General features: G+C 43.8%; 18 protein-coding genes. 11 read left to right on the forward strand and 7 right to left on the reverse strand.

Features of this window, described 5'->3' with window-relative positions:
* The first annotated feature begins 28 nt into the window (after positions 1 to 28).
* Positions 29 to 976 carry a thioredoxin-disulfide reductase gene (trxB, locus tag BF9343_RS04490; protein ID WP_005785383.1) on the forward strand — a complete coding sequence of 316 codons (948 nt, stop codon included), beginning with the start codon at positions 29 to 31 and terminating at the stop codon, positions 974 to 976.
* Positions 977 to 1129: 153 nt separating this feature from the next.
* Here the strand turns inward: trxB and BF9343_RS04495 are convergent, their stop codons facing one another.
* The 3 genes from BF9343_RS04495 to BF9343_RS04505 form a co-directional block, all read right to left on the reverse strand.
* The gene (locus BF9343_RS04495) at positions 1130 to 3574 is read right to left on the reverse strand and encodes a beta-N-acetylhexosaminidase (RefSeq protein WP_010992251.1); all 2445 of its coding nucleotides are present in this window, start codon (positions 3572 to 3574) and stop codon (positions 1130 to 1132) included.
* A gap of 44 nt (positions 3575 to 3618) precedes the next feature.
* Positions 3619 to 4320, reverse strand: coding sequence for a Crp/Fnr family transcriptional regulator (locus BF9343_RS04500; protein ID WP_005785389.1), 702 nt, complete (start codon positions 4318 to 4320; stop codon positions 3619 to 3621).
* A 341-nt stretch (positions 4321 to 4661) separates the two neighbouring features.
* Positions 4662 to 6851, reverse strand: coding sequence for a glutamine synthetase III family protein (locus BF9343_RS04505; RefSeq protein WP_005795924.1), 2190 nt, complete (start codon positions 6849 to 6851; stop codon positions 4662 to 4664).
* A 239-nt stretch (positions 6852 to 7090) separates the two neighbouring features.
* On the opposite strand from BF9343_RS04505, the gene BF9343_RS04510 reads away from it, so the two are divergent.
* The 7 genes from BF9343_RS04510 to BF9343_RS04540 all read left to right on the forward strand — a co-directional run bounded on the left by BF9343_RS04510 (position 7091) and on the right by BF9343_RS04540 (position 15185).
* Positions 7091 to 9310 carry a DUF5686 family protein gene (locus tag BF9343_RS04510; RefSeq protein WP_005785394.1) on the forward strand — a complete coding sequence of 740 codons (2220 nt, stop codon included), beginning with the start codon at positions 7091 to 7093 and terminating at the stop codon, positions 9308 to 9310.
* A gap of 206 nt (positions 9311 to 9516) precedes the next feature.
* Positions 9517 to 10629 (forward strand): reverse transcriptase family protein, encoded by a 1113-nt coding sequence (locus tag BF9343_RS04515; protein ID WP_010992253.1) that lies wholly within the window; start codon positions 9517 to 9519, stop codon positions 10627 to 10629.
* Positions 10630 to 10770: 141 nt separating this feature from the next.
* Positions 10771 to 12564, forward strand: coding sequence for a 30S ribosomal protein S1 (gene rpsA / locus BF9343_RS04520; protein ID WP_005775782.1), 1794 nt, complete (start codon positions 10771 to 10773; stop codon positions 12562 to 12564).
* A 149-nt stretch (positions 12565 to 12713) separates the two neighbouring features.
* Positions 12714 to 13628: a ribonuclease Z gene (locus tag BF9343_RS04525; RefSeq protein ID WP_005785400.1), complete on the forward strand. Its 915-nt coding sequence runs from the start codon at positions 12714 to 12716 to the stop codon at positions 13626 to 13628.
* A gap of 72 nt (positions 13629 to 13700) precedes the next feature.
* Positions 13701 to 14252 carry an RNA polymerase sigma factor gene (locus tag BF9343_RS04530; protein ID WP_005785402.1) on the forward strand — a complete coding sequence of 184 codons (552 nt, stop codon included), beginning with the start codon at positions 13701 to 13703 and terminating at the stop codon, positions 14250 to 14252.
* A gap of 17 nt (positions 14253 to 14269) precedes the next feature.
* Positions 14270 to 14683, forward strand: coding sequence for a hypothetical protein (locus BF9343_RS04535; protein ID WP_005785404.1), 414 nt, complete (start codon positions 14270 to 14272; stop codon positions 14681 to 14683).
* A gap of 28 nt (positions 14684 to 14711) precedes the next feature.
* Positions 14712 to 15185 (forward strand): hypothetical protein, encoded by a 474-nt coding sequence (locus BF9343_RS04540; RefSeq protein WP_010992254.1) that lies wholly within the window; start codon positions 14712 to 14714, stop codon positions 15183 to 15185.
* A gap of 102 nt (positions 15186 to 15287) precedes the next feature.
* Here the strand turns inward: BF9343_RS04540 and mazG are convergent, their stop codons facing one another.
* Positions 15288 to 16073 (reverse strand): nucleoside triphosphate pyrophosphohydrolase, encoded by a 786-nt coding sequence (mazG, locus tag BF9343_RS04545; RefSeq protein ID WP_005785408.1) that lies wholly within the window; start codon positions 16071 to 16073, stop codon positions 15288 to 15290.
* 5 nt (positions 16074 to 16078) lie between these two features.
* Positions 16079 to 17140, reverse strand: coding sequence for a DUF3810 domain-containing protein (locus BF9343_RS04550; RefSeq protein ID WP_005795918.1), 1062 nt, complete (start codon positions 17138 to 17140; stop codon positions 16079 to 16081).
* Between the two features lie 116 nt (positions 17141 to 17256).
* Here BF9343_RS04550 and BF9343_RS04555 point away from each other — a divergent pair, with 116 nt between their 5' ends.
* Entirely contained in the window at positions 17257 to 19887 is a 2631-nt protein-coding gene (locus tag BF9343_RS04555) for a valine--tRNA ligase (RefSeq protein ID WP_005801208.1), read from the forward strand.
* A gap of 118 nt (positions 19888 to 20005) precedes the next feature.
* Positions 20006 to 21907: a sensor histidine kinase gene (locus BF9343_RS04560; protein WP_010992255.1), complete on the forward strand. Its 1902-nt coding sequence runs from the start codon at positions 20006 to 20008 to the stop codon at positions 21905 to 21907.
* Here the strand turns inward: BF9343_RS04560 and BF9343_RS04565 are convergent.
* Both BF9343_RS04565 and BF9343_RS04570 read right to left on the reverse strand, forming a co-directional pair.
* Positions 21873 to 22301 (reverse strand): HU family DNA-binding protein, encoded by a 429-nt coding sequence (locus BF9343_RS04565; protein WP_005795912.1) that lies wholly within the window; start codon positions 22299 to 22301, stop codon positions 21873 to 21875. The genes BF9343_RS04560 and BF9343_RS04565 overlap by 35 nt on opposite strands.
* Before the next feature lie 209 nt (positions 22302 to 22510).
* Entirely contained in the window at positions 22511 to 23092 is a 582-nt protein-coding gene (locus BF9343_RS04570; protein ID WP_008768015.1) for an RNA polymerase sigma-70 factor, read from the reverse strand.
* Positions 23093 to 23196: 104 nt separating this feature from the next.
* Between BF9343_RS04570 and BF9343_RS04575 the strand changes: the two genes are divergently transcribed.
* The gene (locus BF9343_RS04575; RefSeq protein WP_005785419.1) at positions 23197 to 24222 is read left to right on the forward strand and encodes a FecR family protein; all 1026 of its coding nucleotides are present in this window, start codon (positions 23197 to 23199) and stop codon (positions 24220 to 24222) included.
* Positions 24223 to 24408: the final 186 nt, after the last annotated feature.

Consider the following 24408-nt stretch of genomic DNA (forward strand, 5'->3'; position numbering starts at 1 on the left):
TAGTAAATCGTAAAATATAAATAGGAGTATGGAAACAGAAAGAATTAAATGCCTTATTATAGGTTCAGGACCAGCCGGCTATACAGCCGCTATCTATGCTGGACGTGCAAATTTGTCACCGGTGCTTTACGAAGGAATACAGCCGGGTGGACAGTTGACTACCACTACCGATGTAGAAAACTTCCCGGGCTATCCGCAAGGAATCAGCGGACCGCAATTGATGGAAGATCTTCGTACACAGGCCGAACGTTTTGGTGCTGACATCCGCTTTGGGATTGCTACCGCTTCTGATCTTGGTCAGGCTCCTTACAAAATTACAATCGATGGTGAAAAAGTAATCGAAGCCGATTCATTGATTATCGCCACCGGAGCTACAGCCAAATATTTAGGACTGGACGATGAAAAGAAGTATGCCGGTATGGGGGTAAGCGCTTGTGCTACTTGCGACGGTTTTTTCTATCGTAAGAAAGTGGTTGCTGTGGTAGGTGGTGGTGACACTGCTTGTGAAGAAGCGATCTATTTGGCCGGACTCGCTTCCAAGGTTTATCTGGTTGTGCGCAAGCCTTATCTTCGTGCTTCGAAAATTATGCAGGAGCGTGTGAGGAAACATGATAAGATTGAAGTACTTTTTGAGCATAATGTAGTTGGTCTTTTCGGTGAGAACGGTGTAGAAGGTATGAATCTTGTGAAACGTTGGGAGGAGCCCGATGAAGAACGCTATTCATTACCTATCGACGGTTTCTTCCTTGCTATCGGGCATAAACCGAATTCGGACATCTTTAAACCCTATCTGGATACTGATGAAGTGGGATATATTACCACCGACGGTGACAGTCCTCGTACCAAGGTACCCGGAGTATTTGCTGCAGGTGACGTAGCTGATCCGCATTATCGTCAGGCTATTACAGCAGCCGGAAGCGGATGTAAAGCTGCTATTGAAGCTGAACGCTATCTGTCTGAAAAGGGATTGATCTAAGATTTGTAAAAAACTACAAAGATATTCCGGACGCAGTTGTCTCTTTGGACAGTAATTGTGTCCGGAAATAAAGCGGAGGACGCAGAGTTTATATTTTCAGAAATGGAATAATACTCTGTGTCCTCCGCGTTTTTGTGGAGTATGATGTGGTCGTTAATATACTTCTATTTCGTCCAAATAGATGTTAGCCTGAACCACATCTTTTTCATTCGGGTCTTTCACGAAATCAATGCCGTTTCGTAAAGTACCACCATTTTGAAGAGTGATTTTGATATACTTGACTTCTTTGGGGGCAAAGCCTAATGTGTCAGTGAATGCCTTTCTGCCTCTTTCAGGATAGTTCCGTTTGAAGGAAGCTTCTGCCATTTTATCATACTTCCGTCCGTCGGAAGAGGTCTCAACAGTAGCTACACTGGGAGGGAGAATGACTGATGCGGGGTTGTATAACGAACCGAAGACCACTTTGCTGACAGTAGTAGGCTGTTCGAATTCAACGATAAATACCAGTTTATTGCAGGCGTCGTTCATCCGGAATCCGCTCCACGGAGTCATCGAAGCGATGTTGCCACGTTTACCGTTGGTCAGTCCGAAAGTGCTTATATCAGTACCGAGAACATCATTTTCACCCAAAATGTCGCCTTTGGCCGCTCCGATGGGCGGAGTCACTGTGAAACTTTTACCACTGATCAGATTGCCATACAACTTCTTTCCACTGACCTTGCCCAACATCTTTCCGTCTTTGAAAGCAGCGGCTTTCACGTCCATCTCGCCGGATAAGGCGAAAGGCTGATTGTAAATGGCAGATTCTACTGTTGGAACGCTTCCATTTGTTGTATAGTGAATTTCGGCATTGGGGTAGAAACTTTCCAGTACTACTTTCAACGTATTAGTTTCGTCTACATGTGTATTGATATTCACATCGAAGAAATTGCGGCAAGCTTTGACATTTTTCACATCCATACGACGGAAGTCTTCTACCATGCGTTGGCAAAAGTTATTCCAGTTTTTGTTTGCATTCAATGTCCAGCCCGTTTCGGCGATGGCTACTGCACGTGGGAAAGCCTGATAGTCGCGGTTGTCATTGCCGGGCATGTATTCCGTCCAGATGTTACCCTGTACACCGATGATATGCTTTTTCACCAGTTCGTTTGCATCGTCCGGTACAGGGTTGTAGCTGTAAGTCTTTTTAAGCGTATTATATCCACCGATGGTGACGGGAGCTATCTCCGGTTCTTCCTGATACTGATCCAGATATGCGTATGGATTTGGTGTCATAATGGCGTTGTGTCCGGCTTTGGCTGCATTTAATCCACCCTCTACTCCTCTCCAGGACATAACGGTAGCATTCGGGGCCAGTCCGCCTTCCAGAATTTCGTCCCATCCGATGATGTTACGCCCTTTATTATTCAAGTATTTCTCCATGCGGGTGATAAAGTAGCTTTGTAACTTCTCTTCTTTGGTATGTTTCTTCCCATCGATAACGTTGGGGGTAACATCGTCTTTCAGTCCCAGTTGTTTGATCAACGACTGGCAGTATTCACTGTTGATCCAGGCTGTTTTCGGGCATTCATCACCACCGATATGGATGTATTTGCTGGGGAAGAGATCCATAACTTCATCCATCACTCCTTCAAGGAATTGGAAAGTGGTGTCTGAAGGGCAGAATACCTGCTCAAATACACCCCAGGTTCCTGTCACATCGCATGTGCTGTCCGGTGTACATGAAAGTTCCGGATAAGAAGCAATGGCTGCTATTGCATGCCCCGGCATCTCGATTTCGGGGATCACCGTGATAAATTTGCTGGCTGCATAATCTACAATGGCTTTGATCTGCTCTTGTGTATAGTATCCGCCATGCTCTTTGCCGTCAAAGACTTGCGGGTAGTTTACATAGTAATAATCTACTAATGTCTCTTTACGTTTGGAACCTATCTCAGTCAGTTTAGGATATTTTTTGATTTCGATTCTCCATCCCTGGTCGTCGGTCAGATGCCAGTGGAAAGTGTTCATCTTGTGCATGGCCAGCATATCGATGAATTTATATACATATTCCACCGGGGAGAAGTGGCGACATACGTCCAGCATCAGACCACGGTATGCAAAGCGCGGAGCATCTTCTATTTCGACGGCCGGTACCGACCATTCGGCGTTCTTCACCTTTTGATTACCATATACAACGGGTGGCAATAACTGATAAAGTGTTTGCACTGCATAGAAAAATCCCTTGGGGGTAGAAGCTGTAAGGGTGATATTTTGAGGAGTGACAGAGAGTTTATATCCCTCTTCGGGCATTCCGTCTTGCGGCACGAAACGAATAACAGGCTCGTCCGTTACGTTCTCGAAAGTTTGCTTTATGGTAATTCCTGATGTCAGCTTCAATCGGTTGATGAGGCTGTCGGCAATGATTTGTACGTCCGGTGTACAAGCGGTTGTTATGACTCTTACTTTTTTACTTATTTCGAACCGTCCCTGTTGGGGAATCATTTGGTTTGGCAACGGAACGATATTGTATTCGTTCACGATGGTTTCTTTTGACTGTTTGCATCCGGGGGTGATGAAAAGCAGAGACAAAAGAAAAAGAGTAATTCCTTTTTTCATGGTAATAAATGTGTGTTAAGTTATTGAATGGCGACAAAGCGCTTTTATCCTATTTTGCTGATCTTCTTAAGTTTTTCCTCGTCGATGATCTTGATTTTTCGTCCGTCGATGGTGATCAGTCGTTCGGTTGCGAAGTTGGATAATGTACGGATGGCATTAGAAGTAGTCATATTCGATAGGTTAGCCAAATCCTCGCGTGAAAGATAGATACTTAACGTAGAGCCATCTTCTTCCAGTCCATAGCTTTCTTTGAGGAAAAGCAGTGATTCGGCCAAGCGTCCGCGAATGTGTTTTTGGGTCAGATTGACGGTTCTTTCATCGGCAATACCGAGGTCGATAGACAATTGACGAATGAAAAACATACCCAGGTCATTGTTCTGGCTTACCAGTGTCATGATAGCACTCATGGGAATCAGGCAGATGGTTGAAGGTTCGAACGCAGAAGCGGCAGTCACATAGTCTTCTTTGGCAAAGTAAGCTCGGTAACCGAAATATTCTGTAGGCTTTATCATGCGTATAATCTGACTTCTGCCTCCTACACCGTCTTTATAGATTTTTACTTTGCCGCTAAGCAGACACATCAGATAGGTAGGTGATTCACCTTCACAATAAATTGTTTCATTCTTTTTGTAATTTTGAAGGGTGAAATTATTGGCCAGGAACTCCCTTTGCTCTGCGTTTAGAGGAGCCCACATCTCTGCAATACGTTCGGGAACGTTTATTTCTGACAAATTCATCTTTACCATATCTGTTGCAAAACTGTGTTATAAAGCACAAATGTAGAAAGAAAAAATGAAAAACAGAATAGTTTATCGAAAAGTTTGCTATGTATGCTTTACATTTTGGAAGTCGGGCGGACTATTTAGGAGAGTGAGCATACTCTTTCTGAGAGCAAGAAGCACGATATGGAACTCCGGTTTATCTATCTTTCAAATTGAACATTGATCTCTTTCAATCTTTTGTTGACAGACGCTGGGATGTTTGCCGGCAGGAAAGTAGGGTTGGGTAGAGGAAACCCGGGAAATGAAAAGCTCCCCATAAGAGATCTTTGAAAAGGACCTTCTTACGGGGAGACATCAAGTATGGCTTACTTCGTGAATAACAGTTCTCTGTATTTGGGCAACGGCCAGATTTCATCGTCAATTTCCATCTCGAGATGGTCTATATGGTCGCGTATGCTTTCCAGGTAAGGACGTACGGTCTCTTCGTAAGCAAAAGCTTTCTCTTTGAAGTTCTCTTTGTGATTGGCTACTTTGCGGGCTTCTGTCATGTCGCGTACCAGTACTTTAATAGCAGATACACGGTGAGAGATTTCTTTAATAAGTTCTTTCCGATCGGCACTCATTACTTCGTATTCTTCTTCAGAGAAGATTTCCTTCATTCTGCAAAGGTTTTCCAAAAGACGGTTCTGGTAGCTGACAGCGATAGGGACGATGTGGTTGATGGCCAGATCACCCAATACGCGGCTTTCAATCTGTACCTTCATGGTATATTTTTCCAATTCCACTTCCAGACGACAGGCGAGTTCGGTCTCGTTGAAGATACGTTCGCCTATCAGTACGGCTCTCGATTGGTTATCCATATAATGCATCAGGGCCTCCGGAACATGGCAGATGTTGGTTAGTCCGCGGCGGGCTGCTTCCTGTTTCCACTCTTCTGAGTAGCCGTCACCCTCAAAACGGATAGGTTCGGAGGCTATGATATTTTCTTTCAGGATGCGGAAGATTGCTTCGTCCTTACCGATACCCTCTTCCATCAGTTTGTCTACCGATGCTTTAAATTCATTCAACTGGTTGGCCATGGCAGCATTTATGGCAATCATGGCAGCAGCACAGTTGGCTGAGGAGCCGGCGGCACGGAACTCAAAACGATTTCCTGTGAATGCAAAAGGAGAAGTGCGATTACGGTCGGTGGTATCGAGCAGGATTTCGGGTATACGCCCGATACCTAATTTCAAAGTTGTCTTCTCCTCTGGAGTCATTTTTGAGTTGGTCACCTGACGGACAATTTCATCGAGTGTAGCTGACAGTTGTGAACCCAGGAAAATGGACAAGATAGCGGGAGGTGCTTCGTTGGCTCCCAAACGGTGACTGTTTCCGGCACTCATAATAGAAGCACGCAACAGATCCTGATTCTTGTGGACCATCATTAATACGTTTACCAGGAAAGTAAGGAATAGCATGTTTCCTTTTGGATTTTTACCCGGTGCAAAGAGGTTGATGCCTGTATCGGTGCAGAGCGACCAGTTGTTATGTTTGCCCGAACCATTAACGCCATTGTAGGGCTTTTCATGGAAAAGAACAGCAAAATGATGTTTGCGTGCGATACGTTTCATCAGGTCCATTACCAACTGATTGTGGTCATTCGCCAGATTACAGTTTTCAAAAATGGGAGCCAATTCAAACTGGTTGGGAGCGACTTCATTGTGGCGGGTCTTTACCGGTATGCCCAGCTTGTGACACTCTATTTCAAGTTCTTTCATGAAAGCTGTGACGCGTGGTGGAATAGAACCGAAGTAATGATCTTCCAACTGTTGGTCCTTGGCCGAAGAATGTCCCATCAAGGTGCGTCCTGTTAGTCGAAGGTCGGGGCGGGCATTATATAAAGAGGTGTCAACCAAAAAATATTCCTGTTCCCAACCCAAATTGGTGAATACCCGGGTGATGTTTTTGTCGAAAAGCTGGCATACTTCGGTAGCAGCTTTGTCAACGGCTGCCAATGCTTTTAATAATGGAGTTTTGTAGTCGAGTGCTTCACCTGTATATGAGATAAAAATCGTCGGGATACAAAGAGTGGTGTCTACTACGAAAGCCGGTGACGAAACGTCCCATGCAGTGTAACCGCGGGCTTCGAATGTATTACGGATTCCACCATTAGGGAAAGAAGAAGCGTCCGGTTCCTGCTGGATCAGTAATTTGCCGGAAAAACGTTCGATTACTTCACCGTCTTCACCGAACTCGATAAAGCCGTCATGTTTCTCGGCCGTTCCGTCTGTCAGTGGCTGAAACCAGTGGGTGTAGTGTGTCACATTGAGCGATTTTGCCCAGCTTTTCATGCCGTTGGCTATCAGGTCGGCCATTTCTCGGCTGATAGGGGTGCCTTTTTCGGTAGCGTCTACTACTGCTTTGTATGCTTCTTTGGGAAGGTACTCTTGCATCTTCTTACGATCGAATACATGGCTGGCATAATAATCGGATAGTTTATTAGAGGGAGTAGTAATTTCTAAGGGCTTTCTGTTAGATAGCTCTTGTAGTGCGAAAAATCTCATTTTTGACATGATGGTGTCTCTTTTATTGGTTGTTGGGCACAAAATTATATGTTTTTTCTAATATACCCCTATTTTTATAGGGGTATTTTGCAAAATAAATATGTTTTTTCTTTGTACACCCCTATTTGTTTGTGGGCGAAAGAACTTTTTTGTATACTTTACCTATCCGGAGATTACTATAAAATATGAATTTATTAGTCGCATAATCGGATTTTTTTTATATTTGCCTTCAATAAGGAGATTAGTATTTGAGGTGCAATATATTAATATGGTGTTTTTGGTTATTCTCGCTCTGTTTTGTTCAAAAGGGAGTGGCTAACGTTGTTCTTGATCCTCAGACCAATCGTCCCATCTCTGCCGATTCTATTTTGAATAATGTGATGACTTTCGCTCCTTTTTACGAAAAGTTAGTGACCGACTATCGGGCCGATCTATATATAAAAGGTACGATGGACATCAAACGAAAGAATTTTATTCTCCGGTATGTACCTTCCATGTTCCGTCTTCAAAAAGGTGTACGGCAGTATATGGTGGAGACGTATAGTGATCTGCATTTTACAGCTCCTAATATCTATGACCAGAAGGTGAAAGCTTCTATGGGCACTGTGCATAATAGCCGGGGAGTACCGGGGATGCTCGAGTATTTCAATATCAATCTTTATTCTTCAACGCTGCTTTACGACCGATTGCTTTCGCCTTTGGCCAAAAACGGGCGGAAATATTATAAGTATCTGATCGATTCCATAATGGGTGGGACGGACAACCGACAATATAAGATACGGTTTATCCCCAGAAGTAAGAGTGATCAGTTGGTGGGTGGATATATGATTGTGAGTAGTGACGTGTGGAGTGTCCGCGAAATACGTTTTTCCGGCAGGTCGGAACTGCTATTGTTCAGTTGCCTGATAAAAATGGGTAGTGTAGGAAAGGATGATGAGTTTCTTCCGGTCAGCTATAATGTCGAAGGACAGTTTAATTTTTTGGGTAACCGTATTAATGGAGTTTATGTGGCATCGCTCAACTATCACGATATTGTGCTTGAAGAAAATCAGAATAAATGGAAAGAGAAGGTGAGGGCGAGAATAAAAGGAAAAAGTAAATATGATCTTTCAGACTCTTATAACTTGCAATGCGAGACTACCTCTTTCCATACGGATAGTGCTTATTTTGAAACATTGAGGCCTATTCCTTTGTCGGAGGCTGAGCGCAGACTATACAAAGAAGATGCGTTGCGTAAAGATACCATTCAACGCAACATCAAACCAAAGAGTAAGAGTCAGGTGTTTTGGGGACAGGTGGGAGACGTACTGATCAGTGACTATAAATTGAACCTCTCCAATCTGGGAAGCGTGAAGTGCTCACCACTTATCAACCCTTTCTTGTTGAGTTATAGCGGGAGCAATGGGCTTTCCTACAGGCAATCGTTTAAATATAACCGACTTTTTAAGCATGATAGGCTATTGCGTGTGGTACCTAAGTTGGGCTACAACTTTACACGAAAAGAATTCTATTGGTCTGTCAATACCGAATTTAATTACCTGCCCGAGAAGATGGGAGCTGTTCACATTGACTTTGGTAACGGCAACCGGATTTACAGTAGCGATGTGCTTGATGATTTGAAAGCCATACCCGACAGTGTATTTGATTTTAATCAGATTCATTTGGACTACTTTTACGATTTATATTTTAATTTCCGACACAGTATCGAGATTATTAATGGATTAGAGTTAAGTGTAGGCTTATCTACCCATAGGCGAAAGGCGGTAAAGTCCTCTAAGTTGGTTCCACTGACAAAGAGTCGGGAGACACTCAATGAAGATATCCAGAACAAAATCAGGAATACCTATTTGAGTTTTGCCCCTCGGGTTCGGTTGGAGTGGACCCCTTGTTTATACTATTACATGAACGGACACCGTAAGATTAATCTCCGTTCTAAGTATCCCACTTTTTCGATAGACTGGGAGAGGGGAATCAAGGGGGTATTTGGCAGTACCGGACAATATGAACGTTTGGAGTTTGATTTGCAGCATCATATACCCTTGGGACTGATGCGTAATATCTATTATCGTTTTGGATTTGGTATGTTTACCAATCAGAAAGAAATGTATTTTGTCGACTTTAATAACTTTACCCGAAGTAATCTTCCTGAAGGTTGGAATGACGAAATCGGAGGAGTATTTCAGCTTCTCGACCGTCGTTGGTATAATGCTTCACGGAAATATATACGGGGACATTTTACTTATGAAGCTCCTTTCCTATTATTAAAACATCTGATTAAATACACACGTTATGTACAGAACGAGCGGTTGTATGCGAGTATATTGTCAGTACCCCATCTTCAGCCGTATGTGGAATTGGGATATGGAATCGGTACTCACATCTTTGATTTTGGCGTTTTTGTAGGTAGTGAGAACTGGAAGTATACCGAGGTCGGCTGCAAGTTTACGTTCGAGCTGTTTAACCGCTAACTTTATTCTTACTATTTTTGTTAGCAGAGAAGAATATTTCTACCTTTGCGGTCAAGAGGATGAGATAAAGATTTAGCAAAAAAGAGGTGCAGTCGCCTCATGAACTCAGGTTCTTTCTGGTTTCTTTATTAAGATACTCATAATAAAGAAAAGTAAATACTCTCATCCTCTTCTTTTATTGCTTCTATATATTATAATGTATAAGGATGGAACTACTTTTGGGTATTGTGATTGTCGTTACCTGTTGGATGGTTGTTCGTATTATTCGTTCAAGCAAAAATCAGGAAGGATATAAAAGGTGGAGGGCCGGTAACTATGCCAGTGAAAATCCTTATGCCAAAGAAAAAGCAAGTGGTCCGCTTTCCCAAGGTCTTTTTAGTAAGAGAGTCAGAACTACCGGTGTGAGGCGGTTCGATGACGGAGCTATCAGGTGGTGTGCCAATCTGCTGGCAACCGAAGAATCCAGATTGAGGGAAGTGTTGGATTATATACCGCGCCAATATACCTGTTTTCATGTTCGGAAAAGAAGTGGCGGATTTCGTTATATTTCGGCTCCCGCAGGTGATTTTCGTTCCATGCAACAAACTATCTATCACCGTATTTTATTGTTAGCTAACATACATCCCGCTGTTACCGGATTTTGTCCGGGAAAGTCCGTATCCGATAATGCACGGGTGCATTTGGGGCGAAAGAATGTATTAAAAGTAGATCTTCACGACTTTTTTCCTTCCATACGTTCACCCAGGGTGAGAGCAGCTTTTAGGGAGATGGGGTACTCACGTCCCATCGCGAAAGTTTTGGCGGAACTTTGTTGTCTCAGATGTTGTCTTCCGCAGGGAGCGCCTACCAGTCCGGCTCTCAGTAATATTATAGCCTATCCGATGGATAAAAAAATGATGGCGTTGGCCGGTGAATACGGGTTGGTTTATACGAGATATGCCGATGATCTTACCTTTTCGGGTGATTATTTGCCGAAAGATGAAGTTTTGGTACGAATCCACAGGATTATTCGGGAAGAAGGTTTCACGATGAATGTCAAAAAGACCCGCTTCTTGTCTGAACATAAACGTAAGATTATTACGGGAGTATCGGTTAGCTCAGGCAAGAAGATGACTCTGCCTAAAGTGAAGAAGCGGGAGATTCGTAAGAATGTGCACTACGTCCTGACAAAAGGGTTGGTCGGACATCAGGAACATATTGGTTCTACCGATCCCGTTTACTTGAAGCGTTTACTGGGCAGTTTGTGTTACTGGCGTTCCATAGAACCGGACAACCGATATGTATCCGATTCCATCACAGCTTTGAAGAGATTAATGTGAGGTATGTCGATTGTAGTTCCTTTTGATATTTTTTTTGCTATTCTTTTCTAATTCAAGAAAATAGTTCTATCTTTGCGCCCGATTTATATAATCAATATAATGTCTTATTTAATTAAAGAATTACTAAACAATTAATTATTAATGGAAAACTTAAAGAACGTTGCTCCTATTGAAGACTTCAACTGGGATGCGTATGAAAACGGCGAGAGCTTCGCTGGTGCCAGCCACGAAGAACTCGAAAAAGCTTACGACGGTACGCTTAACAAAGTAAATGACCGTGAGGTTGTTGACGGAACTGTAATCGCAATGAACAAACGTGAAGTTGTTGTGAACATCGGTTACAAATCAGACGGTATCATTCCTTTGAATGAATTCCGCTACAATCCTGATTTGAAAGTAGGTGATACTGTTGAAGTATACATCGAAAATCAGGAAGACAAAAAAGGACAGTTGGTTCTGTCACACAGAAAAGCTCGCGCTACTCGCTCTTGGGATCGCGTTAATGCTGCTCTGGAAAACGAAGAAATTATCAAGGGTTACATCAAGTGTCGCACTAAGGGTGGTATGATCGTTGACGTATTCGGTATCGAAGCATTCTTGCCGGGTTCTCAGATCGACGTGAAACCGATCCGTGACTATGATGTATTTGTTGGCAAAACAATGGAATTCAAAGTGGTTAAAATCAACCAGGAATTCAAAAACGTGGTTGTTTCTCACAAAGCTCTTATCGAAGCTGAACTGGAACAACAGAAGAAAGAAATTATCGGTAAGCTCGAAAAAGGACAAGTTCTTGAAGGAACCGTTAAGAATATCACATCTTATGGTGTATTCATCGACCTGGGTGGCGTAGACGGATTGATCCACATCACTGACCTGTCTTGGGGCCGCGTAAGCGATCCGAAAGAAGTGGTTGAACTGGATCAGAAGTTGAACGTTGTTATCCTCGACTTCGATGACGAGAAGAAACGTATCGCTTTGGGTCTGAAACAACTGACTCCGCACCCATGGGATGCTTTGGATCCGAACCTTCAGGTAGGTGACAAAGTGAAAGGTAAAGTAGTGGTTATGGCTGACTACGGTGCATTCATCGAAATCGCTCCGGGTGTTGAAGGTCTGATCCACGTTTCAGAAATGTCATGGTCACAGCATTTGCGTTCTGCACAAGACTTCATGAAAGTCGGTGACGAAGTAGAAGCTGTAGTTCTGACTTTGGATCGCGAAGAACGTAAGATGTCTTTGGGTATCAAACAACTGAAACAAGATCCATGGGAAACTATCGAAGAGAAGTATCCTGTAGGTTCTAAGCATACTGCTAAGGTTCGTAATTTCACTAACTTCGGTGTATTCGTAGAAATCGAAGAAGGTGTTGACGGACTGATCCACATCTCTGACCTTTCTTGGACTAAGAAGGTTAAACACCCGTCAGAATTTACTCAGATTGGTGCTGATATCGAAGTTCAGGTATTGGAAATCGACAAAGAAAACCGTCGTTTGAGCCTTGGTCACAAACAACTTGAAGAGAATCCTTGGGATGTATTCGAAACAGTATTTACTGTAGGTTCTGTACACGAAGGTACAATTATCGAAATGCTGGATAAAGGCGCTGTAGTTGCTCTTCCTTACGGTGTTGAAGGTTTCGCTACTCCGAAACATCTCGTTAAAGAAGACGGTTCACAGGCTCAGATGGACGAGAAACTGGAATTCAAAGTGATTGAGTTCAATAAAGATGCTAAGAGAATCATCTTGTCTCACAGCCGCATTTTCGAAGATGTTGCTAAGGCAGAAGAAAGAGCTGAAAAGAAGGCTGCTTCTAACGCAAAGAAATCTTCTAAGAGAGAAGAAACTCCTGCTATCCAGAACCAGGCTGCTTCTACAACTCTGGGTGATATCGATGCTTTGGCTGCTCTGAAAGAACAGTTGGAAGGTAAGAAGTAATTCATATTTTCTCAGATAAACTGAAGGGTATTCCTGCAAAGGAGTACCCTTTCTTTTTTGTATCTTGGCAGAACCCTTCATTATTTTTTTATTCGGTGAGACTTTGCACTGAATTTTAATTGTCTATCTTTGCAGATACAGTTTGAAAGATGGAAAAATTTGAATTACATATATTGGGTTGCGGGTCCGCATTGCCTACTACCCGGCATTTTGCTACCTCACAGGTAGTTAATTTGCGTGATAAACTTTTTATGATCGATTGTGGAGAAGGAGCACAAATGCAATTGCGTAAATCACGGTTGAAATTCTCACGGTTGAATCATATCTTTATCTCGCATCTGCATGGTGACCATTGCTTCGGATTGATGGGACTTATTTCCACTTTCGGGTTACTGGGACGTACGGCTGAATTACACATTCATTCTCCAAAAGGATTGGAGGAGTTGTTGACTCCCATGCTCAATTTCTTTTGCCATACATTGGCCTATAAAGTCATTTTTCATGAATTCGATACCAGACAGACTTCAGTGGTTTACGAAGATCGTTCGATGACGGTCACTACTATTCCGCTTCAGCACCGTATTCCTTGTTGTGGCTTTCTGTTTGCCGAAAAAGCACGCCCTAATCATATTATACGTGATATGGTGGATTTTTATAAGGTGCCTGTTTACGAACTAAACCGGATAAAGAATGGATCTGATTACGTGACTCCCGAGGGAGAAGTGATTGCCAATACACGTTTGACCCGGCCTTCGGATCCTCCCAGAAAGTATGCCTATTGTTCCGATACGATTTTTAGGCCGGAAATAGTGAAACAACTTTCCGGTGTCGACTTACTTTTTCATGAAGCGACCTTTGCCGAATCAGAGTTGGCACGTGCCAAAGAGACCTATCATACTACAGCTGCTCAGGCGGCACGGATAGCTTTGGAGGCCGGGGTACGCCAGTTGGTAATCGGTCACTTTTCTGCCCGTTACGAAGACGAGAGTATTTTGCTGAAAGAAGCTTCGGCGGTATTCCCGAATACGATTCTGGCAAAAGAAAATTTGTGTATAAGTCTTTAATTCCGGGGAAGTGATTAAACTATTGCTGAATAGAATTGTCTAAAATAACATATACGAATTACAAACGAACCTATGAACCCTTATAATGAACGAGAGGTTTTGGCGCTCCTTCAGGATGAGAGAACACAGAAGCAGGGATTTGAAAGGATTGTCTCACAATATAGCGAACAGTTATACTGGCAAATCCGGCGGATGGTGCTTTCACACGATGATGCCAATGATCTTCTTCAAAACACTTTCATTAAGGCGTGGATAAACATTGATTATTTCCGGGCTGAGGCAAAGCTATCTACCTGGCTTTACCGTATTGCCCTGAACGAATGTATCACTTTCCTGAATAAACAGCGGGCTATGAATACGGTCGCCATTGACGATCCGGAGGCTGATGTCACCCAGAAACTGGAGAGTGATCCTTACTTTTCGGGAGATCGTGCAGAACTTTTGCTTCAGAAAGCACTGCTGACCCTTCCTGAGAAGCAGCGGATGGTGTTTAACCTGAAATACTATCAGGAGATGAAGTATGAAGAGATGTCGGAGATATTCGGCACTTCAGTAGGAGCTTTGAAAGCTTCTTACCATCATGCCGTGAAAAAAATCGAGAAGTTTTTGGAAGAGGCCAATTAAACCTTTTAATATGTACAATGTCTAAGAAGAAGAGAGGAGAAGAACGTATGAAAGAAGAAGATAACATATTGAAGAAAGTGGGGAAGAAGAATTCCTTTAAAGTGCCTGAAGGGTACTTTGAAAACTTGACTTCAGAGGTCATGGGGAAACTGCCGGAAAAAGAAGGTCCTGCCTTTGAAGAAGTGAAGCAACCCACGATGTGGATCAGGATGAAGCCCTTGCTCTATATGGCGGCTATGTTTATAGGGGCTGCATTGATCATCCGTGTAGCTTCTTCGAACCACCAACCGACAACTGCCGGTGATCATCTCACTGCAAATGAAGCAGCGACAGAAGTGGTTTCGGATGAATATATTGATGTAGCATTAGATCGCTCGATGTTGGACGATTACTCATTGTACGTCTACCTTAGTGATGCGACAGCCGAATAAGTAAACTAAACTGATTTAATAAAGCGAAATGAAGAAACTGATTATTCTATTGATTATAGTTTGTAGCTTTACCCCTGCGCTGCGTGCCGTGGGAAGTCCTAATCAACATTTGTCACCCAAAGAATTCAGGGCCAAACAACAAGCATTTATAACAGAAAAAGCTGGCCTGACTCAAGAAGAGGCTGCGAAGTTTTTTCCGGTTTATTTTGAACTGCAGGATCGGAAAAAGCAATTGAATGACGAAGCATGGAAATTGCTTCGTAGCGGTAAAGATGAAAAGACTACCGACACTCAATACGGAGAAATCCTGGAAGGAGTTTATGATGCCCGCATCGCTTCGGACCGGCTGGATAAGACTTATTTTGAGAAGTTTAAGAAAATCCTTTCGTGCAAGAAAATTTATCTGGTGCAAAGAGCCGAGATGCGTTTCCACCGCGAACTGCTGAAAGGGGTACGTGATAATAAAGGTGGAAACGAACGTCCACAGGGAAAGAGGAAATAGCTTATCCTTTTAGCAAATCATTATATAGATGAGGGTGTATCAAGACTCTGTGGTGAGTGGTGACATACCCTCATCTTTTTTTGAATCCGGGGGGGTGTCGGACTATAATCCTTTCTTTTTAGCTTCGTTCCAGATGGCATCCATTTCATCCAGGCTCATATCTTTTAGATTTTTACCTTCTTTAATGGTATGATCTTCCAGATAGTTAAATCGTCGGATGAATTTTTGGTTGGTACGTTCCAATGCATTGTCCGGGTTGATTTTATAAAGTCGGGCAGCATTGATGAGGCTGAACATGACATCTCCGAATTCTGCTTCTGCCTTATCCTTATCCATATTGGCTACTTCCACCTGAAATTCGGCTATTTCTTCTTTTACTTTATCCCAAACCTGCTCTCTTTCTTCCCAATCGAATCCTACGTTGCGTGCTTTGTCCTGTATTCTGTAAGCTTTTATAAGTGAGGGTAAAGCAGCAGGTACACCGCTTAACACACTTTTATTGCCGTCTTTCTCCTTCAGTTTCAATTGTTCCCAGTTTTCGGATACTTGTCCGGCTGTTTCTGCTTTTACTTCCCCGAATACATGGGGATGACGGAATATCAATTTCTCACAAAGTTTGTCGCATACATCTTTCATGTCGAAATCACCGGTTTCGGAACCGATTTTAGCATAAAAAGCTACGTGCAGCAGGACGTCTCCCAGTTCTTTGCAGATATCTTTTTTGTCGTTCCGCATTAATGCATCGCAAAGTTCGTAAGTTTCTTCAATAGTGTTGGGGCGCAGGCTTTCGTTAGTCTGCTTGCGGTCCCATGGACATTTTACCCGAAGTTCGTCGAGGATGTCCAGAAAGCGTCCGAACGCTTCCATTTGTTCTTCTCTTGTATGCATGTTTATTATTTATTTGATTCTTTTTTCCATTCATTATATGAAATCAGCAGACCGATCACTTCCGAATAGTTCTTACGTCCACTTTCTATTTTGTTCCCTTTCAGATACAAATCATATATCCAATCCTGAATATCACCTATAAGCGGACTATACTTTGCCATCCAGTATTCCTGGTCTTTTCTGGCCAGCTCAATGATTTCCGGACGTATACTGCCGAATAACTTTTTATATTCCTCTTCTGTCATCAATTGGCGGGCATTGGCAAGTACATGGCCTAAAATAGAAAAATAACCGCTGAAACGGATTTCTTTATTTACGGAGCGGGTGCAGACCTGATATGCATAAAAGTTTGCTTCCGCTTCGCTGGTGATACCTAGCAAATGTGCCAGCTCATGAGTATAGGTTGCCGGATATTGTGGGGGAAGCAGGTCTCCGTTCAGTGTGAACTCACAGAAGAAAGGTCCCATGCTACCCGTCACGCCCACCATCGAAATCAATGGAGTGAACATCATGGTTTTTACCCGAGGACGGGAGTGTGGGGGACGGTGTATACCTAGTGTATCACTGATCAGGTTATATTGTCGGACTGCCTCTTTGCGGATTACTTCTTTATCGATCCGATTGACCGGCACATACGATTCGTTCAGTTTTGAGATATAGTTGTCTACAAATTCATTGAAAATCTCAGGAGTGTAGGCAGTATATGGAATTCCGGTTCGTTCATAAAAATTCTTTTGTGAATAGTTGAGTCCCCATGCCAGATAGAACCAAACATAGATCCATAGCAAATATTCCACATCCCTTCTCAGTATTTTTTTCCAGCTTAATTTCAGTCGGATTCGTGCATAAAACGGATAGGCGATCATTCCTCCAATGCTCAGTGCTATAAATAAGTCACCCAATGCAAAGGGGATAATGTTCGAAAAACCGGACAAGATATATGAAATGACCGGATAGGCCGTACGGGCATACCCTTCGCCCAATGCCGGGAGCATCTGAGTGAGCCAGACAAGGGCTATTAAAGTCCCTAAAACAGAGTACCGTATGATTCGTTTCCTGTTTTTCATTGCTTCTTCTTCCTTTCGGGGAACAAAAGTACATATTCCTGCCCCTATATTCTACTTATTTTTATTAATTTTGCGCCAATCTTTCGCAATAAACTAATAAAATAGATAGATATAACATGGAATTAGCAAGTAAGTACAACCCTGCTGACGTGGAGGGGAAGTGGTATCAGTATTGGCTGGACCATAAATTATTCAGTTCGAAACCCGATGGACGTGAACCTTACACCATCGTCATTCCGCCCCCTAACGTCACCGGTGTGTTGCACATGGGACATATGCTTAATAATACCATTCAGGATATTCTTGTTCGTCGTGCACGTATGGAAGGTAAGAATGCTTGCTGGGTGCCGGGAACCGACCATGCCTCTATTGCTACCGAAGCCAAGGTAGTGAATAAGTTGGCCGCACAGGGTATTAAGAAAACCGATCTGAGCCGTGACGAGTTTCTGAAGCATGCCTGGGCATGGACAGACGAACACGGTGGTATCATCCTGAAGCAGCTTCGTAAGTTAGGTGCATCGTGTGACTGGGACCGTACGGCTTTTACTATGGATGAAAAGCGCAGTGAAAGTGTGCTGAAGGTATTTGTCGATCTCTATAATAAGGGACTTATCTACCGGGGAGTACGTATGGTTAACTGGGACCCGAAAGCACTGACAGCCCTGTCGGACGAGGAGGTGATTTATAAAGAAGAACATGGAAAGCTGTTTTACCTGAGATACAAGATTGAAGGAGAAGACGGATATGCAGTGGTTGCCACTACCCGTCCGGAAACGATTATGGGTGACACGGCCATGTGTATCAACCCGAACGATCCGAAGAATCAGCATCTCAAAGGAAAGAAAGTAATAGTTCCCTTGGTAGGCCGTGTGATTCCTGTTATCGAAGATGACTATGTGGATATCGAATTTGGTACCGGTTGCCTGAAAGTGACTCCGGCACATGACGTAAACGACTATATGCTGGGCGAAAAATATAATTTGCCGAGTATCGATATATTCAATGATAACGGTACGATCAGCGAAGCTGCCGGAATGTATATCGGTATGGATCGCTTTGACGTCCGTAAGCAGATTGAGAAGGATCTTGAAGCAGCCGGACTGCTGGAGAAGACAGAGGCTTACACCAACAAAGTGGGATATTCAGAGCGTACCAACGTGGTCATCGAACCGAAGTTGTCTATGCAATGGTTCCTCAAGATGGAACATCTGGCCCAGATCGCTCTTGAACCGGTGATGAAGGATGATATTAAATTCTATCCTGCCAAGTATAAGAATACCTACCGTCATTGGATGGAGAATATCAAGGATTGGTGTATCAGCCGTCAATTGTGGTGGGGACACCGCATCCCGGCATATTTCCTGCCCGAAGGCGGATATGTGGTAGCTGTGACCGATGAGGAAGCCTTGAAGCTGGCTCGGGAAAAGACTGGCAATCCTAACTTGAAGATGACCGATCTTCGTCAGGATGAAGACTGCCTGGACACTTGGTTCTCTTCCTGGTTATGGCCTATCTCTCTGTTCGACGGCATCAATAATCCGGGTAATGAAGAAATCAATTATTACTATCCGACAAGCGATCTGGTGACCGGACCGGATATCATCTTCTTCTGGGTAGCCCGTATGATTATGGCCGGTTACGAATATGAAGGAAAAATGCCGTTCAAGAATGTATATTTCACGGGTATCGTTCGCGATAAACTGGGACGTAAAATGTCTAAGTCACTCGGTAACTCGCCCGATCCGTTGGAATTGATTGAAAAGTACGGAGCAGATGGTGTACGTATGGGTATGATGCTCTCGGCTCCTGCCGGGAATGACATTCTCTTTGATGACGCGCTTTGCGAGCAGGGACGAAATTTCTGCAATAAGATATGGAATGCTTTCCGATTGGTGAAAGGTTGGGAGAACGGAATGGGAACAATCGATATTCCGGCAGATGCTCACCTGGCTGTACAGTGGTTTGACCAGAGACTGGATGCCGCTGCTGTCGAAGTTGCCGATTTGTTTAGCAAATATCGTCTGAGCGAAGCATTGATGCTGATTTATAAACTGTTCTGGGACGAATTCTCTTCATGGTTGCTCGAGATTGTGAAGCCGGCTTACGGACAGCCCGTTAACGGATTCATTTACTCGATGACGTTAAGTGCTTTCGAACGTCTGCTGGCTATGCTCCATCCTTTCATGCCGTTTATTACGGAAGAGTTGTGGCAGCAGTTGCGCGAGCGTGAACCGGGTGCAAGCCTGATGGTACAGCCTTTGGGAGAACCGGGAGAGGTAAACGAAGAATTTCTCCAGCAGTTCGAAACAGCTAAAGAAATCATCAGCAGTGTACGTACCATTCGTTTGCAGAAGAATATCGCATTGAAAGAACCGCTTGAATTGCAGGTAGTCGGAGCCAATCCGGTAGAAAAGATGAATCCTGTCATTCGTAAAATGTGTAATCTGTCTGCCATCGAGGTAGTGGACGCAAAGGCCGACGGAGCTTCTTCGTTCATGATAGGAACCACTGAATTTGCGGTGCCCTTGGGCAATATGATCGATGTCGATGCCGAGATAGCACGCATGGAAGCCGAGCTGAAACACAAAGAAGGTTTCTTGCAGGGAGTTTTAAAGAAATTGAGCAATGAAAAGTTTGTAAATAACGCTCCGGCAGCCGTTATCGAGATGGAGCGCAAGAAACAGGCGGATGCCGAAAGCATCATCCAGTCGCTCAAGGAAAGTATTGCTTCCCTGAAAAATGTATAAGATCCACTTCTTACGAAGATAAAAACAGAAAGGTACTCTAAAAATAACAGAGTACCTTTTTTCGTATACGGAGAAATAGTCATACCTTTGTTTCCGCTCAAAAGAAACGAACATACAAATGAAACAGACACCATTCAGATGCCTTTGCCTCCTTCTTATATTGTTGGGAGCTGTTCATTCCCGGCTATCTGCCCATACAGATAAAACAAGGGAAGACGTATTGTTTCTAAATTCTATCAATTTCAACCTTCCATGGGCAAAGGATGTGTTCTGGTATACGCACCAAGCCCTGCAAAAGAAGAATATCTCCGTAAAGGCCGAGTCCCTTTCGGTGCCCGCTTTGTGTAACCGTAAAGAAGCAGCAGCCGTAGTAGAGCAGTTACGGCGGAAATACGATGTGCCTCCCCGACTGATCGTCTTTATCGGCGATCCGGGATGGATTGTTTGCCGTGAACTTTTTGATGATGTCTGGAAAGATGTACCGGTCATCATTACCAACACCCGCGACCGTCTGCCGGCTACACTCGACATCTTGCTTTCACACGAAGAGCTGACCGAATCGAATACTGTCCCCGCTTATGAATGGCGGAAAGGATATAACGTGACTACTCTGGGGCAAGTATATTATGTGAAAGAAACCATCGGGCTGATGCGGCAGCTGATGCCGGATATGAAGCGTTTGGCTTTCATCTCAGACGACAGATACATCAGTGAGGCAGTTCGCGGAGATGTAGAGCAGGCAATGACCGGATCTTTTCCGGAGTTGGCCTTTGAACAGCTGTCCACCAGGAATATTTCTACCGAGATGTTACTCGATACCTTGAAGAGTTATGATAAAACCACGGGACTCATTTATTATTCCTGGTTCGAGACTCATAACCAGGATGATAACAATTATCTGTTCGATCATATTCAGGAGATTATTACTCGCTTCGTACATTCCCCTCTGTTTTTGTTGGCTCCCGAGGATCTGTCCAACAATACTTTCGCCGGAGGATATTATGTTTCAGTGGAGTCCTTCGGCGATTCATTGTTACAGCTGATTCATCGTGTCCTGGAAGGTGAGTTTCCGCGAGACATTCCTCCCGCTCTCGGAGGAAAACCTGCTGCTTACCTCTGTTATCCGGCTTTGCAGTCGTATGACATACCGGTTTCCCTTTATCCGAAAGAGGCTGTGTACATCAATCTGCCTGTCAGCTTCTTCGAGCAGTATAAGAAGGAGATTCTGATGACTGTTGTCTTGCTGTTGGTGGTGGTCAGTGCCGTAGGCTATTATATTCATATTCTTAAAAGAGCCCATCAGCGAATGAAAGAAGCGCAGCTGAAAGCCGAGGAAGCCAATCAGCTTAAGTCGGCCTTTCTGGCTAATATGAGTCATGAGATACGTACTCCTCTCAATGCCATTGTCGGTTTCTCGAATCTGCTTTCTATGGTAGAAGATAAAGAAGAAATGCTGGAGTATGCCGGTATTATCGAAACCAATACCGAACTTTTGCTTCAACTGATTAACGATATTTTGGATATGTCGAAGATAGAATCCGGAATGTATGACTTTCATGTGACTCAGGTGGATGCCAATCAGTTGATGTCGGAAGTCGAACAGGTAGCCCGTTTGCGTATCAGGACAGACGAAGTCTCCCTCTCGTTTGCCGAACGTTTACCCCAATGTGTTTTCCATACTGATAAGAACCGCTTGATACAGGTTCTTACCAATTTGGTTGTCAATGCCATAAAGTTCACTTCGCAGGGAGAGATTCAGATCGGGTATCGGCTGCAAGATGCCCATACGTTATACTTCTATGTATCCGATACCGGTTGTGGTATGTCCGCCGAGCAATGCGAACATGTTTTTGAGCGCTTTGTCAAATACAACACTTTTATACAAGGCACCGGATTGGGACTGTCTATCTGCAAAATGATTATTGAGAAGTTGGGGGGCGAGATCGGGGTTCAGTCCGAGTCCGGCAAAGGTTCTGTCTTTTGGTTCACTCTTCCTTACCGGGCTTCGGCCTCTTTGTAAATCGCAGTTGCATGCTTTCGAATTCGCAATGTTTCACGTCGTAGGTGAACGCAGTATCGGCCCGGAAGCAAATGCGTGTCAATCTGACTTTGTTGGGTGTACATTCTTCGGGAGTTTCGCAGCCCTCGCTGCTTAAGGCCGGGTAGAAAGTTCCCAATCCGCGGATAGTGACGGTCCTTCCTTCTTTCATATGTCGTGCGATGGCTTTCGGGAGTTGTTCGAGTACAGACAGTACGTCGCCTGCCGAGAGTGAACTGTTGTCGTGCAGGTCCTCCGCTAATTGTTTTTCACTGACTCCTTTGTTCTGAATGGCACTGGGCACGGCATAGTAGAGCTCTTTAACTTCATTACCGCTCTGATCTTTTTTCTTCCTGACTACATAGTTTATAGGCATATACTTTTATCTTTAAGGTTAGTTATCGTTTTCTCTGTACTCTCTGTACGGGAAGCATAGACTTTAGGAGTGCTGACATGGGGGTGTCGCAGTGTGTGACACCCCCATGTCAGACTATCCGACACCCGGGTGTCAGATATCGTATGCTACTGCCAAATGTACGTAAAGATAAGGAGATCTGCAACGAAACTAAGAACTGTTTCGTCCTTTCAATGCAGGAGGAAAGGAAGTAATAAGGGGAGATACTCCTTCAGGTCGATGCGCAACTGTTTTAAGGCCTGTTGAATCCGGTAATCGATTGTTTTGGGAGACACTCCCAGTCGTTCGGCTATTTCATTGTATGTCAGATTCTGAAAGCGGTTGAGTTCGAATGCTTCGCGTACATTCTCGGGAAGTCGTGCCAGAGCTTCTTCTATTTTTTCGGTTAACTCCTGTATAGCGTAGAAGTCGGGATCATCATACTGCGATTGGAGATTATCGAATATCATTTTTTCGATCCGTTGTTTCACTTCGTTCCGGTTGATGAGAGTCAGGCAGCGGTTTTTAACAGCCTTGAACAAATAACTTTTTAAGGAACTCTCGAATGCCTGCATTTCTTTATTTTCCCAAAGCCAGACCATGACGTCCGATACGATCTCCTGGCCGTCATCCGGTTCGACAAAGAGCCGGGCATAGGCACAAAGAGCCGGGTAATGCCTGAGAAACAATGCTTCGAATGCGCCTTCGTTTCCCTGCTGAACCTGGAAGAACAGAGTTTCATCGCTTACTGTGCGCGAGGTGTCGTTATACATGTAGACCTTCGTTTTGGGCAAAAATAATATTATTTTCAAAAAAAATACGTTTTTTGGTTAGGAGATTTCTATTTTGGTTCGTCTTATCTATAAAAGCACGAATTATGGATGAATCCTGTTACATTAATGAGTCGGTTCTTTTAAATTATTTTGCGGGGGAGCTCCCAGCCGATCGCCGGAAAGAGGTGGAGGAATGGATAGCGGCTTCGGAAGATAACGAGAAGATGGCACGAGATATTTTCCGGCTCTACCGCGCGGCAGACACACTAGACTATATGAATCGGGTGGATGCTTCCGCAGCCTTACAGCAGGTGAAGGGCAGAATACACAAACATCGACATAGAATCTCCTGGATGGTTTGGGGGCAGCGTATTGCTGCTTGTATGGCGTTACCGCTGCTTGCCACCACCCTTTATTTAATTCTGAAAAATCCGCCGCAAGAATATGTGGAGATACGGACCAATCCCGGTATGGTGGCTGAGGCAAATTTACCGGACGGTACCAAAGTCTGGCTTAACTCCGGATCTTCACTGAAACATCCTGTTAAGTTTACAGGGGATACGCGTACGGTGGAACTTGACGGGGAGGCTTACTTCTCTGTCCGTAAAGACAGGAGTAAACGGTTTGTGGTCAATACTCCTTTCAATATACAGACCGAAGTATTGGGTACGGAGTTCAATATGGAAGCATACCGGACGGATAGTGTAGTCAGGACAACGTTGGTATCGGGATCGGTCAGGTTGTCATTTTTGGGGAAAGGCGATACAAAAGAAACATTCGTCATGAAGCCCGATGAAGAATTTGTATATAATACGGCGACACACGAGGCACGGGCCGAAAAATCGTATGTGGAGATCTATACAGCCTGGAAGAACGGTCAGGTAGTGCTTAAAAACACATCATTGGCCGAAACGCTGAAGATACTCAGCAAGAGGTTTAATGTAGAGTTTATCGTGAAAGATTCCACACTATATGCCAATTCTTTCACCGGTGTGTTCAGCAGGCAGTATTTGCCGTTGATCCTTGAACACTTCAGATATGCATCCGGAATACAGTATAAATACCTTGATCTGGAGTATGATGCCACACACAAGGCAATACAGGAAAAAACAAAGATAGAATTATATTAACCGTTTGAGTATGAAACTTTAAAATCATTTTTATTACTACTATGACAGCACGCTCTCCCTAAAACAAAAAACATACAGGAAGATATTGGCGTATCTACCTGTATGAAAGTCCACCGTCAGTTTGTTTGGCGACAAACTGTGCGGCAAATAGAATTTTTTAAATCAAAATCACTACAAATCTATGAC

Origin of the sequence: Bacteroides fragilis NCTC 9343 (genome assembly GCF_000025985.1) — a bacterium.
Taxonomy (GTDB): Bacteria; Bacteroidota; Bacteroidia; order Bacteroidales; family Bacteroidaceae; genus Bacteroides; species Bacteroides fragilis.